Here is a 12,984-nt window from a genome sequence, read left to right as displayed (position 1 = left end):
CTCCTAGTTGTAAACCCACAAGACGCGGGCGGGCAGGTCGGTCAGGTTGGCGTAGCGGCAGTGGGCGAAACTGGCGAGGTGGAAGCTGTCGCCGGGGCCGAGGGTGACTGGCTCGGCTTCGTCATCCACCCACAGGGTCAACTCGCCTTCGAGCACAAAACCAGCCTGTTCGGCGCGGTCGCTCATAGTCTGTTCGCCGCTGTTGGCACCGGGGGCCAACAGGCTGTCGAGCATCGAGAACGCGCCGTTCATGCTCGGCGACACCAGGATGTCGGTGATGCCGTTGGCGTAATACACCGTGCGCCGCTCGTTGGGGCGGGTCACCCAATCCACCGCCTTGGGTTTGGGCAGGCTGTAGAAATACGTGGTGGGCACGTCGAGGGCGTGGCTGATGGCGGTTAAATCGGCCACGGTCGGGCGCGACAGGCCACGTTCGACCTGGGACAGAAATCCCACCGACCTTTCGATTTTTTGCGCAAGTTGGGCCAGGGTGAGCTTCTTGTGCTTGCGCAGGTCGTGGATCAGCGCCGCGAGGGTGGCGAGTTCTTCTTGTGGGGTCATGAAATTTAATTCGAATAATTTCATGAAAAATTACACGATTATTTTCACGCTCGCAAACCCTATGCACAAACCCTTGTGGCGAGGGAGCTTGCTCCCGCTGGGCAGCGAAGCGGCCCCACCCCATTCACCGCATGCGTTCAGTGGATGCGCGGTGTGGCTTTTTGGGGCTGCTGCGCACCCCAGCGGGAGCAAGCTCCCTCGCCACAAAGGATTGGGAAATATGGGGAAACTGTATTGGGCAGGGACATCTCAGGTGCCTGCTAGGTTGAATGGACCATTCAACCATTCAGGGGAGCAAAGGATTGCTTCACAAGCCCAACTCTCATTTGTTGCGACGTGGCCGTTATTCGGAACCTGGTCGAGCTTATTTGGTAACTACCGTGGTTTATCAGCGTCGTCCGGTATTTGCCGATATTTACCTGGGGCGGCTATTGGTTGCCGAGCTCAAACGAGCCCATGACCTTGAGCTGGTCAACTCTTTGGCCTGGGTCATTATGCCGGATCACCTTCACTGGTTATTTGAATTGCGAAGCGCGACGCTGTCTGAAGTGATGAAGCGAGTGAAGTCGCGAAGCACACTGACCATCAACCGAGCCCGTCGCACACAGGGTGCTTTCTGGCAGAACGGCTATCACGATCGTGCGGTGCGAGCCGAGGGAGACCTTATCAAGGCTGCTCGCTACATCATCGCCAACCCACTGCGAGCCGGACTGGCCGGGCATGTTGGCGACTACTCACTCTGGGACGCCGCCTGGCTATAACGGTGTACCCCCACTGTGGCGAGGGAGCTTGCTCCCGCTGGGCCGCGAAGCGGCCCCAAAAAGCCCGACCGCGTACCCACTGAAAACATGCGGTGAATGGGTTGGGGCCGCTGCGCAGCCCAGCGGGAGCAATCTCTGTCCGCAGGGAAATACGGCTGAATGATTGCGCGCCGCCGCGGTCGGAACCTGGGTACGCACCATTAATTGAAGGAGCACCCATGAAGTCGAAAACCTTAGCCGCTTGCCTGCTGGTCGCTGCCAGCTTTTCCTCCGTCAGCGCTGTCGTGCAGGCCGGCGATACCCCTCAGGAAACCGTGCAACCTTCAAACATCAACGCCCGTGACTTGAAAGAGGGTGATCGCGCCCCGGACATCTTGATGCGCGAGGAGTCAGCGATTAAAGACTGGAAAAAACGCGGGCTCAAACAGCCCGAAGAAGAAAGCCAATGGACGCGTGTAGGTGACAAGTACGTCCTGCTCAAGACCACCAACGGCACCATCCTCGAGATTACGCCAGTCAAGAAATAATTCCGCCGGGGCACCTGCTCGCTTCATGTTTCTTGCGTTAAGGTAACCGACCGCAATGGTCGCGTTACCTTTGAAGAACGAGAGCAGGATGCTTGCCACCATCAGAAACTACCCCCGCACCGTGAACCTGTTGCTGTGCGCCACGTTGCTGCTGACGCTGGCCAAGGCCATCACCTTTCCTTATCTCGTGATCTACCTCACCAGCCACTTCGCCTTGGACATTACCCAGGTCGGCCTGGTAATCGGCAGTTCGCTGATCGTCGGTTCACTACTCAGTGTCTACGGCGGTTTCCTGGTCGACCGCATCAATAGCTATCGCCTGTTGCTCGGCTTGAGCCTGGTGTTTGTGCTGGGGTTTATCGGTACGGTGCTGGCGCAGAATATCTGGGCGTTCTATGGCTGCCTGATCCTGATCAACCTGGCCTACGCCGTCATTGATATTGCGGTGAAAGCCGGCTTCGCCAGCCTGCTGCCCGAAGACGCGCGCAGCGAAGTATTTTCCATCAAGTACACCCTCACCAATATCGGCTATGCCGTAGGGCCGTTCTTTGGCGCGATGGTGGCCAAGCTGGATATCAGCTTGCCGTTTGTTCTGTCGGCGCTGTTGGGGCTGGGGTTTTTTCTGCTGTATGGGCGCTGGGGTGACCGTAACTTGGCCACGGTGGACGCCACGCAAAAGCCGCTGCCGTTCCTTGCCGTCGCCCGCGTTTTGCTGCAGGACCGTCGCCTGGTGTGCTTCACCCTCGGCGGTTTACTCAGCGCGGTGGTGTTCGGCCAGTTCACGGCCTACCTGTCGCAATACCTGGTGACCACCACGACCGCCGAATACACCTACACGGTGATCAGCGCGGTGCTGACCACCAACGCCGTGCTAGTGATTGCCTTGCAGTACCTGATTGGCCGGCGCATCTCGCACCCTTACCTGAGCCAGTGGCTGAGCGCTGGCTTGAGCATGTTCATGCTGGGGTTGATCGGCTTCGGGCTGTCCACCAGCGTGGTGGGCTGGGTGCTGGCGATGGCGGTGTTCACCGTCGGGGAGATCATCGTGTTCCCGGCCGAGTACATGTTTATCGACCGAATTGCCCCGGACCACCTGCGGGGCATGTATTACGGGGCGCAAAACCTGTCCAACCTTGGTGCCGCGCTGGGGCCGGTGCTGTGTGGGCTGGTGTTGGCCAGCCTGCCGGCCCATTACATGTTCTACATGCTGGGGGCGTTTATCGTCGCAGGTGGGGTGTTTTATTTCATGGGAGCGGCGATAAAGGCAAATCATCCAGCGTGAGCTTGCCGACGTTGTTGCTTTGCAACTCGTAGCGCAATTCATCCACCATTTTCGCTACTTCCTGCGGGGTCTGCAGGCGGTTGGTGCTGATGCCAGTGACCACCAGGTCGACGCGGCCGGTCTCGGCATCATAGACCTTGAGGGTCAAGGACGCGTCCCGGCACAGGGTGAATTCGCACGTCAGCGGTGACAGGCCTTCTTCGATGCAGTTGCGCAGTTGAGAGAGGGTAAACATGCGGGTTCCTTCTAGGCATAAATACGATCCCTTGAAGGTTATTGCTTGCACCGCCGCTCAATAAGGCGAATTCGCACTAGACGCACTAGTGCATTTGCAGGGTCAGGGCTTGTTTTTCAGGCGCAAATCACCGGCAAACAGCCCGCGTTCACGAGCCCAGACGATCGCTGCACTACGGCTGTGCACCCCCAGCTTGGAATACACCGTGGCCACATGGTTACGCACGGTGTTGGGCGCCAGTTTCAGGCGCGAGGCGATCTCTTTGTCCGCCAGGCCCTCGCAGATCAGGCCCAATACATCGCGCTCGCGGGCGGTGAGGTCGGTGAAGGAAACATTCGGCAGGTTGGGGCTGTTGACGCTCTTGGCGTTGGCCAGCTTCTCGATCAGGGTCTGGCTGAACCAGGACGCGTCCTGCATGACTTCCTCGATGGCCGCTACCAGTTCCAGCTCCGAGCGTTTGCGCTCGGTGATGTTCATCAGCACCATCAGGTAGCAGGGCACGTCCTGGATAATCACGGTGTCGGCGGATACCACGCAGTCGATCACCTCGTTGCCTTTCTTGCGCACCTTGAGGTCCTGGCCTTCAAGGTTGCCGGCTTTTTCCAGGGTGGCGAACAACTGCGCGCCGGCCTGGGGGCTGTCGATGAAGTTGATGTCTTCGATGGATTTGCCGATCAGTTCCTCGCTGATATAGCCGGTGATGCTCATGAAGGCTTCGTTGATGTCTACCACCTGGCGGTTGTCGGCACTGCATACCAGGGTCGGCACGGGCGTCAGGCGGAAGGATTTGGCGAAGCGTTCTTCGCTCTGGCGCAGGGCGATCTCGGCTTTACGCCGTGGCTCCAGGTCGGTGAAGGAAAACAGCATGCAGTCTTCCTCGTTCATGTCCAACGGTTGGCCGGCGACGATCACCAGTTTGCTGCCACCTTCGGGCAGTCTCAGTTCGGCCTGCATCTGCGGGATGGTCGCGCCTTCGCCCAGGCGCTGGATCGCCAGGTCCTTGCGCTCGGCCTGTTCCAGCACATCCAGTTCATACACGGATTTGCCGATGACCTGGTCGCGGTTGTAGCCGGTCATCTCCAAAAAACCCTGGTTGACCTTGATGTAGCGCAGGTCGCTGAGGCGACAGATCACCGCGGGCGCCGGGTTGGCGTTGAAGGTTTTCTCAAAACGTTGCTCGGCGCTGGCCCATTCGGTGGCGTCGCTGAGGATCAGTACCAGCAACTCAGGTTCACCCTGGGCATCGGTCAGCACCAGGCTGCGCAGGCGATGTACCCAGCTGCGGTGTTCGTCGTCGGCGGGTGTGACTTCCACCACCACATCGCTGAACTCTTCGCCGGCAGCCACGCGGCTGAGGGGGTAGCTGTCCAGTGGCAAGGGATGGTTGTTGCGATAGCGCAGGGCAAAGCGTTTGGCGTACGCCTCGGTATTGGCGCCCAGTTCCTTGACCTCGCTGACCCCATGCATGGTCAACGCCGCTTCATTGGCCCACAGAATGGTCTGGTCGACCTCGGCCAGAATCACACCGTCGGACAGTCCCGAGATGATGGTCTGCAGTTGGCGGCGGTTGGTTTCTTTGGCGAGAACATCCTGGGTCATAACGTCTCCGATTAGGGCAGGGCAAGGCACATTGGGTTACGACATCCTGGCGTCAGGATAGTGCAGAGTAATTGCCCACGGGGCAGTGCGAATGCACCAGGGCGCCTGGTGCATATGGGCCAGGACTGAACGTATGTCGTTTCGCCACACTCACACCCATCAAGGCGCATTGCCTTGCTCCTCAATTTGAAAAGGACCTTTGTATGACCACTGTCTATGAAACCAATCGATCGCTGTTTCGAGTGTCGTGGAGCTCGGTATTGGCCGGTAGTGCAATCGCACTGGTCACCTACCTGGTCTTGAGTGTGTTGGGCACCGCCATTGGCGCCAGTGCCGTTGACCCGATGGAAGCGGGCAACCCGTTGAGCGGTTTTGGCACGGGTGCGGGTATCTGGCTGTTTGTATCGACACTGGTCGCCATCGCGTTGGGCGCGTTCGTGGCCGGCCGCACCGCGCCGGATCGTGGCGGTCTGCATGGGGTGCTGACCTGGACCTTGACCACCTTGCTCACCACTTGGCTGTTGGCGGGCCTGGCTTCCAGCGTGGTCGGTACGGCCGGCAACGTGGTGGGTAAAGGTCTGTCTGCTGCGGGCAGTGGCATTGCTGCCGCCGCGCCGGGGATTGGCAATAGCATCAAGCAACAGTTGAATGAGCAGGGCATCGAGCTGGACTGGAACAGCCTGCAAGGCCAACTGGATACCTTGCTCAAGCAGAGCGGCAAGGCTGAACTGGACCCTGCCAATGTCGAGCAGAAAGCCGATCAGGCAGCTGCCGATGGCAAGCAGTCGGCTACCGATGCAGCGACCAATCCTGCCCAGGCCGGTGATGAGCTCAAGCAATGGTTCGAACGTGTGAAAGCGTCCGGCGAGCCAGCATTGAATGCAGCGGATAAAGAGGCGCTGGTCAACATCGTCGCGGCCCGCACTGGCAAGAGCAAAGAAGAAGCCACGCAGATCGTCGACAACTATGCCCAGGCTTATCAGCAAGCCATGCAAAAGGTCGATGAGCTGAAAAAGCAGGCTGAACAGAAAGCCCGTGAAGCCGGTGAAGTCGCTGCCAAGCAACTGTCCCGCGCGGCCTGGAGCACCTTGGCCATGCTGCTGTTGGGTGCGGCGTTGAGCTTCTTTATTGGTCGTATCGCGCTGACTACCCGTCGCGTGCCTTTGGCTTAAAGATGTCTGCGGCAAGGACGCCGCCTGTGTGAAGGGGTAAAATACTGGCATTTTACCCTTATCCCACAAAGGTGACCCTTGAGCGCAGGCAAAGCCGTCGGACTGTTATTACTCACTTCCCTGTTGGCGGCGTGCGGCACCTCGCCGCCACGCACGCCCAACGACCTCTGCGGTATCTTGCGCGAAAAAGACGACTGGTACGACGCCGCCAAGGTCACGCAAAAGCGCTGGGGCGTACCGATCCAGGTGCCGTTCGCCATCATGTATCAGGAGTCGGGCTTTCGCCACGACGCCAAGACCCCGCGTAAATACCTGCTGTGGATCATCCCTTGGGGTCGCGTCTCCACCGCTTCCGGCTATGCCCAGGCCAAGGATGAAGTATGGAACGACTACCGCAAAGCCACCGGCCGCAGCGGCGCTGATCGCGAAGACTTCGACGACGCGATCGACTTTATCGGCTGGTACATGGACAAGACCTACACCATCAACGGCGTCTACAAATACGATGCCTACGGCCAGTACCTGAACTACCACGAAGGCTGGGGCGGCTACCGCCAGCGCACCTACGCCAGCAAAGCCTGGCTGCCGCCGGTAGCGAGCAAGGTACAGGCGCGTTCGCAGATGTATGCGCGCCAATATGCCGGGTGCAAGGATGAGTTGGGGCGTGGGTTCTGGAGCCGGTTCTGGCATTGGTTGTAAAGGCTTTTGGATGCACGCAGATCCAATTGTGGGAGCTGGCTTGCCTGCGAAAGCGGTCGTGCAGTCACAGATGCATTGACTGACACACCGCCTTCGCAGGCAAGCCAGCTCCCACATTGGATTGCGTTAACGCGGCTGTATGCATTCCAGCGAACGGTCCACCATCACGCTGGCCATTCCCCTGCACTTGCCAAACCCATCCGATTCTGGGAAAACCCCAGCCTTTGACCCCTTCAATGAGAAACCCATGAGCAACGATGAACTGCAGGTCACCGACATCCGCCTGGGCGACGGCAAAGCCGTGGTCAAGGGCGCGCTGATCACCACCCAATACACCGGTACCCTGGAAGATGGCACGGTGTTCGATTCCTCCTGGGAACGGGGCAAACCGTTTCAGTGCGTGATCGGCACTGGCCGCGTGATCAAGGGGTGGGACCAGGGCTTGATGGGCATGCAGGTTGGCGGCGTGCGCACGTTGTATGTACCCGCGCACCTGGCCTATGGCGAGCGCTCGATGGGCGCGCATATCAAACCCAACAGTAACCTGCGCTTCGAGATTGAATTGCTGGAAGTGCTGACGCGGGATTGAAGAGGTTGAACATGGACGTTGATCTACATCTGTTGCCTGGCAGCTCCTTGGAAGGCATTCGGGTGGTTGAGCTTTTGGGTTGCGATGAGGCTGAGTTGCAGCAGTTTTTTGAACAGGCACCCGATTACTTCATCGCGGTGAATGGCGAACCGGCTACCCCGACCGAAGCACGGGAAGAGTTACGCGGCCAATTGCCCGCTGGCTGGCATTGCAGTCGCCTGTACTGGCTGGGTTACCGCGATGCGCAGGGCCACTTGGTCGCCGTGGTGAATATCGCCGCTGATTGGCTCGCCACCGGGGTGTGGCACATCGGGTTACTGCTGGTGCATGCGCGCTGGCACGGCAGCGGGCTGGCGCAGCGTTTGCACACCGACCTTGAGGCGTGGGCGGTGGCAAAGGGCGCTCAGTGGCTACGGCTGACGGTAGTGGTGGGCAATACCAGAGCCGAGCGTTTTTGGCCCAGGCTTGGCTATGTACAGGTGCGCACCCGTGAGGGGATCACGATGGGCCGGCAGGTGAATAGGGTGTCTATCCAAGTGAAGGTTGTGGCTAGCGCGAGCATTGAAAACTACCTGGCGCTGGTCGAACGGGATTGCCCAACGTGGGGTTGAGAAAGGCGTTCCTGAACCCATCCTGAAGAATCTTCTTATTCACCAGGCTGCCACTTTCCTACGGTTTACTCCGCCAACATCGGGGCGTAAGCTTCGCGCGTTTTCATCAATAGCGGAGACCCTCAGTGGGTACTTGTTCGAGTGACAGTCGTCGGCCGGTTTCGGTAACCGGCCTCTTGGCAAGGTAACGCGCATTTTCCAGATGCCGTTGTCTCGCCTCACAAAGCGAGAAGCGGCATCCCGGCGGTGACCAGTCCTGGCACCCGCCTGATTCCCTCTCATCGACGCTGACCAGCACCTGGGTAACGCCTGGATGCTACGGACGCGCCTGCCTGTTACGGCGGGCGGGCCAGGTTCGGCTGTGCCTGTGTGACGGGCGCGGTGTGGACGGGCAGTACCTGCACGACGGTTTTTCCTCGCGCAGGAGTTACACCATGAACCTCACTTTGCTCAAAGAGTTCTTCGCCGGTTTCCTGCGGACCCGGCATATCGCCCGGCATTTTCGCCGCCTGGCGATGCTGGAGACCGTGACCGATGCCAGTGTCAGCCGGGAAGTACCGCCCAGCCTGGCGCAGACACTGGTGGCGTCTGCCAACCGCAGCACTGTGCAATTGCTGGGCGTGCTGGGCAGCCACACCGAGGGCCTGAACACTCAGGAGGCCGACGCCCTGCGCGTGCAGTACGGCCTCAATGAAGTCGAACACGAGCAGCCGCTGCCGTGGTGGGTGCACCTGTGGCATTGCTACAAGAACCCGTTCAACCTGCTGCTGACTCTGTTGGCGGTGATCTCCTGGCTGACCGAAGACATGAAGGCCGCCACGGTGATTTTCTCCATGGTGGTGCTCTCGACCCTGTTGCGCTTCTGGCAGGAGGCCAAGTCGAACAAGGCCGCCGACGCCTTGAAGGCCATGGTGAGCAACACCGCGACGGTGCTGCGCCGCGATGCTGCCAAGCGCATTGAACTGCCGATCAAACAACTGGTGCCAGGCGATCTGATTGTATTGTCGGCCGGCGACATGATCCCCGCGGACTGCCGCGTGCTCAGCGCCAAGGACCTGTTCGTCAGCCAGGCGGCGATGACCGGTGAATCCATGCCGGTGGAGAAGTTTGCCCACCAGCAGGACGCCCACACGCGCAACCCGCTGGAGCTGGAAAATATTCTGTTCATGGGCACCAACGTGGTGTCCGGCGCCGCCACGGCGGTGGTCCTGGCCACCGGCAACAGCACGTATTTTGGTGCCTTGGCGCAACGCGTCACGGCGACAGACCGTGCGACCACCTCGTTCCAGCAGGGGGTTAACAAGGTCAGTTGGTTGCTGATTCGCTTTATGTTCGTGATGGCGCCGCTGGTGCTGTTCATCAACGGCTTCACCAAGGGCGACTGGACCGAGGCGTTGCTGTTCGCGCTGTCGATTGCGGTCGGCCTGACCCCGGAAATGCTGCCCATGATCGTCACCTCGACCTTGGCCAAGGGCGCGGTGTTTCTGTCGCGCAAAAAGGTCATCGTCAAGCGCCTGGACGCGATCCAGAACTTTGGCGCCATGGACGTGCTGTGCACCGACAAGACCGGCACGCTCACCCAGGACAAGATTTTCCTGGCGCGCCATGTGGACGTGTGGGGCCAGGAGTCGGACGACGTGCTGGAAATGGCCTACCTCAACAGCTACTACCAGACCGGCTTGAAAAACCTGTTGGATGTGGCCGTGCTCGAGCATGTGGATATCCATCGCGAGTTGAAAGTCGGCACCGCGTTCAACAAGGTTGACGAGATTCCCTTCGACTTCAACCGCCGCCGCATGTCGGTGGTGGTGGCCGAGCAGCATCAACCGCACTTGTTGATCTGCAAAGGGGCGGTGGAGGAAATTTTGTCGGTGTGCAACCGCGTGCGCCATGGCGACGTCGATGAAGCGCTGACCGACGAACTGCTGGCGCGCATTCGCCAGGTGACCGCAGCCTTTAACGAAGAAGGGCTGCGGGTGGTGGCGGTAGCGGCGCAGCCGATGCCGGCAGGGCGTGATACCTACAGCCTGGCGGATGAAAACAACCTGACGCTGATCGGCTATGTGGCATTTCTCGACCCACCCAAGGAAAGCACCGCCCCCGCCCTCAAGGCCCTGAAGGCCCACGGCGTGGCGGTGAAAGTGTTGACCGGCGACAACGAACTGGTCACGGCGAAGATCTGCCGCGAAGTGGGTCTTGCGCAACAAGGCTTGCTGATGGGTAACGACATCGAGGCGATGAGCGACGCCGAACTGGCCCTGGCGGTGGAAACCACCAATGTGTTTGCCAAGCTCACCCCCAGCCACAAGGAACGCATCGTACGGCTGCTCAAGGCCAACGGACATGTGGTGGGCTTTATGGGCGATGGCATCAACGACGCTCCGGCGTTGCGCACGGCGGATATCGGGATTTCGGTGGACAGTGCGGTGGACATCGCCAAGGAAGCGGCTGACATCATCCTGCTGGAGAAGAGCCTGATGATCCTGGAGGAGGGCGTGCTGGAAGGCCGGCGCACCTTCGCCAACATGCTCAAGTACATCAAGATGACCGCCAGTTCCAACTTCGGCAACGTGTTTTCGGTGTTGGTAGCCAGTGCCTTCATTCCGTTTCTGCCGATGCTGCCGATGCACCTGCTGGTGCAAAACCTGCTGTATGACATCTCGCAAATTGCGATTCCGTTCGACAACGTCGATGACGAGATGCTGGCCACGCCGCAACGCTGGCAGCCCGGGGAAGTGGGACGTTTCATGTTGTTCTTCGGGCCGATCAGTTCGATCTTCGACATCACCACGTTCGCACTCATGTGGTATGTGTTCGATGCCAACACTCCAGACCACCAGACGCTGTTCCAGTCCGGCTGGTTCGTGGTGGGGCTGCTGACCCAGACCCTGATCGTGCACATGATCCGCACGCCGAAAATCCCGTTCCTGCAAAGCCGTGCAGCGCTGCCGTTGATGCTGATGACCGGCGTGATCATGGCCGTGGGGATATTCCTGCCGATGGGGCCTTTGGCGCACTACTTCAAATTGCAGGCGCTGCCGTCGCTGTACTTCGTGTTCTTGCCGGTGATTTTGCTGGCTTACATGGCGCTGACTCAGGCAGTGAAGGGCTACTACATTCGCAGGTTTGGCTGGCAGTAACAGATCCCATGCAACATCGCCAAACCCTGTGGGAGCCGGGCTTGCCCGCGATGACGGTGTATCAGTCGCCAGACTCATGGGTCGGTGTACCGCTATCGCAGGCAAGCCAGCTCCCACAGGGACCTGCGGTGTTTTTCAATTTGTCGCTGCATTCATGGAGATTTTTTATGCAGGCAATCAACAACATCAACCTCAACTCCCTGGTCGACACCGTGGTCAGCCTCAGCGCTGCGTTTATTCTCGGTGGCCTGATCGGGTTCGAGCGCCAGTACCGCCAACGCACCGCCGGCTTACGTACCAATGTGCTAGTGGCGGTAGGCGCGGCGATCTTTGTCGACATGGCCAACCGCCTGGGCGGTGCGGAAGGCGCGGTGCGCGTGGTCGCTTACGTGGTGTCGGGCATCGGCTTTTTGGGGGCGGGTGTGATCATGCGGGAGGAGGGCAATGTACGCGGGCTTAACACTGCCGCCACCCTCTGGGCTTCGGCGGCGGTGGGCGCCTGCGCCGGGGCCGATCTGATCCTCGAGGCTTTGCTGGGCACGCTGTTTGTGCTGGCGGCCAACACCTTGCTGCGGCCGATCGTCAATAACATCAACCGCCAACCCTTGGACGTGGTGTCGGCAGAGGTCACCAATATCCTCTATGTCATTGCGCGCCGCAGTCAGCAACAGGCGGTGATGGCATTGCTGGAAGCCGAGTTGGCCCGCTGCAACTACCCGGCCAGTGATGTCGATGTGCGGCCATTCGGCAGCGACGAAGTGGAAATCGAGGCCATCCTGGCCGCCACGTCGGTGGATGGCGATGAACTGGATGCACTGGTGGCGCGCCTCTCAACATCAACCCTGGTGGTACAGGCTTTCTGGAGCCCGAGTACCACCGATTGATCTCCTTTGGGCTGGCCAGGATTGGCTAAGCTTGTTTGTGGAAAAATCCTACATGTAGTCCGGATTATCCCTTCAGTTGAAACATCATTGCGTTGCTAAGGTTGGGCACTTGCGGCTGTTGGGTCGTTGAGGTCCGGCGTCCGTGGTTATGCTGAGTTAATTGAAGGGGCCAGACACCGCCTCGTTACCGTCCTCAGAAGGCAGCGCCGCTCGTCGGAACTGTCAGTTCTCACAGGTACCCAGGTCCGGTGTGATGTGTAAGGGTATTTTGTCCACATAGGGAAGTTTTATGAGCAAAGCATTAATTGTGGATGACCATCCGTTTATCCGGGCGACGGTCAAATATCTCCTGAAAGTGGAGGGGTTTGATGAGATTTTCCAGGCAGGGGATGGCGCAGATGCCATGCAGTTGGCGAGGGAGCAACGTCCCGAGCTGATTATCCTCGACCTGGCGATGCCTAAATTAGGCGGGTTGGAGGTTATCAGCCGCATCAAGGCGTTGGGCCTGCCATGCAAGATTCTGGTACTGACCTCCTACCTGGCGGTGTTTTTTTCTACCCGCTGCATGCGTTCCGGTGCCATGGGGTTCGTCGCCAAGACCGGTGAACTGGATGAGCTGCAAAAGGCTATCAAAGCCATCATGTCGGGCTACAGTTGCTTCCCCAGTTTGCCGACCAGTTCGGTGCGTCGCGACGATCTGCAAGAAACGGAACGGCAGATGATCGACTGCCTGTCGGATCGTGAATTGACCGTGTTGCAGATGCTGGCCCTGGGGCTGGGTAACAAGGAAATCGCCGAGCAAATGCTGCTGAGCCACAAGACTATCAGTACCTACAAGACTCGACTCAAGGAGAAGTTACGAATGTCCTCGGTAGTGCACTTATCCAAGTTTGCCCAGCGCAACCATCTGATCTGATCCGAACT

The 12,984-nt window shown here is 59.3% G+C and carries 13 protein-coding genes; 10 read left to right on the top strand and 3 right to left on the bottom strand.

Features of this window, described 5'->3' with window-relative positions; all coding sequences use genetic code 11:
• Window positions 1–3: 3 nt before the first annotated feature.
• A complete protein-coding gene (locus MHH62_RS06110; protein ID WP_019821423.1) occupies window positions 4–561 on the bottom strand; it encodes an XRE family transcriptional regulator in 558 nt (185 codons plus the stop codon).
• Between the two features lie 269 nt (window positions 562–830).
• Between MHH62_RS06110 and MHH62_RS06105 the strand changes: the two genes are divergently transcribed.
• From MHH62_RS06105 to MHH62_RS06095, 3 genes are all read left to right on the top strand, one after another.
• Window positions 831–1,322: a transposase gene (locus MHH62_RS06105; RefSeq protein ID WP_050587242.1), complete on the top strand. Its 492-nt coding sequence runs from the start codon at window positions 831–833 to the stop codon at window positions 1,320–1,322.
• 218 nt (window positions 1,323–1,540) lie between these two features.
• A complete protein-coding gene (locus tag MHH62_RS06100; protein ID WP_339232684.1) occupies window positions 1,541–1,849 on the top strand; it encodes an RcnB family protein in 309 nt (102 codons plus the stop codon).
• Between the two features lie 88 nt (window positions 1,850–1,937).
• Complete coding sequence (locus MHH62_RS06095) at window positions 1,938–3,131, top strand: MFS transporter (RefSeq protein WP_339232683.1); 1,194 nt, start codon at window positions 1,938–1,940, stop codon at window positions 3,129–3,131.
• On the opposite strand, the gene MHH62_RS06090 is transcribed toward MHH62_RS06095, so the two are convergent.
• Window positions 3,094–3,366, bottom strand: coding sequence for a DUF1652 domain-containing protein (locus MHH62_RS06090; protein WP_003190355.1), 273 nt, complete (start codon window positions 3,364–3,366; stop codon window positions 3,094–3,096). The genes MHH62_RS06095 and MHH62_RS06090 overlap by 38 nt on opposite strands.
• Window positions 3,367–3,468: 102 nt before the next feature.
• Window positions 3,469–4,965 carry a helix-turn-helix transcriptional regulator gene (locus MHH62_RS06085; RefSeq protein ID WP_014717983.1) on the bottom strand — a complete coding sequence of 499 codons (1,497 nt, stop codon included), beginning with the start codon at window positions 4,963–4,965 and terminating at the stop codon, window positions 3,469–3,471.
• Between the two features lie 203 nt (window positions 4,966–5,168).
• Here MHH62_RS06085 and MHH62_RS06080 point away from each other — a divergent pair, with 203 nt between their 5' ends.
• The 7 genes from MHH62_RS06080 (at window position 5,169) to MHH62_RS06050 (ending at window position 12,976) form a co-directional block, all read left to right on the top strand.
• The gene (locus tag MHH62_RS06080) at window positions 5,169–6,137 is read left to right on the top strand and encodes a hypothetical protein (RefSeq protein WP_019821429.1); all 969 of its coding nucleotides are present in this window, start codon (window positions 5,169–5,171) and stop codon (window positions 6,135–6,137) included.
• A gap of 78 nt (window positions 6,138–6,215) precedes the next feature.
• Window positions 6,216–6,836, top strand: coding sequence for a hypothetical protein (locus MHH62_RS06075; protein WP_003190361.1), 621 nt, complete (start codon window positions 6,216–6,218; stop codon window positions 6,834–6,836).
• A gap of 247 nt (window positions 6,837–7,083) precedes the next feature.
• Window positions 7,084–7,425 carry an FKBP-type peptidyl-prolyl cis-trans isomerase gene (locus MHH62_RS06070; RefSeq protein ID WP_032903474.1) on the top strand — a complete coding sequence of 114 codons (342 nt, stop codon included), beginning with the start codon at window positions 7,084–7,086 and terminating at the stop codon, window positions 7,423–7,425.
• Window positions 7,426–7,436: 11 nt separating this feature from the next.
• Window positions 7,437–8,036 carry a GNAT family N-acetyltransferase gene (locus tag MHH62_RS06065; RefSeq protein ID WP_339232679.1) on the top strand — a complete coding sequence of 200 codons (600 nt, stop codon included), beginning with the start codon at window positions 7,437–7,439 and terminating at the stop codon, window positions 8,034–8,036.
• A gap of 434 nt (window positions 8,037–8,470) precedes the next feature.
• On the top strand, window positions 8,471–11,176 hold the full coding sequence (gene mgtA / locus MHH62_RS06060; protein WP_014717990.1) for a magnesium-translocating P-type ATPase: 2,706 nt from the start codon (window positions 8,471–8,473) through the stop codon (window positions 11,174–11,176).
• Window positions 11,177–11,343: 167 nt separating this feature from the next.
• Window positions 11,344–12,060 carry an MgtC/SapB family protein gene (locus MHH62_RS06055; RefSeq protein WP_019821435.1) on the top strand — a complete coding sequence of 239 codons (717 nt, stop codon included), beginning with the start codon at window positions 11,344–11,346 and terminating at the stop codon, window positions 12,058–12,060.
• A gap of 289 nt (window positions 12,061–12,349) precedes the next feature.
• Window positions 12,350–12,976: a response regulator transcription factor gene (locus MHH62_RS06050; RefSeq protein WP_014717992.1), complete on the top strand. Its 627-nt coding sequence runs from the start codon at window positions 12,350–12,352 to the stop codon at window positions 12,974–12,976.
• The last annotated feature ends 8 nt before the right edge of the window (window positions 12,977–12,984 follow it).

It is taken from the genome of Pseudomonas sp. FSL L8-0168 (genome assembly GCF_037976155.1).
GTDB lineage: Bacteria > Pseudomonadota > Gammaproteobacteria > Pseudomonadales > Pseudomonadaceae > Aquipseudomonas > Aquipseudomonas paracarnis.
This window is presented reverse-complemented; position numbering and strand designations above follow the sequence as displayed.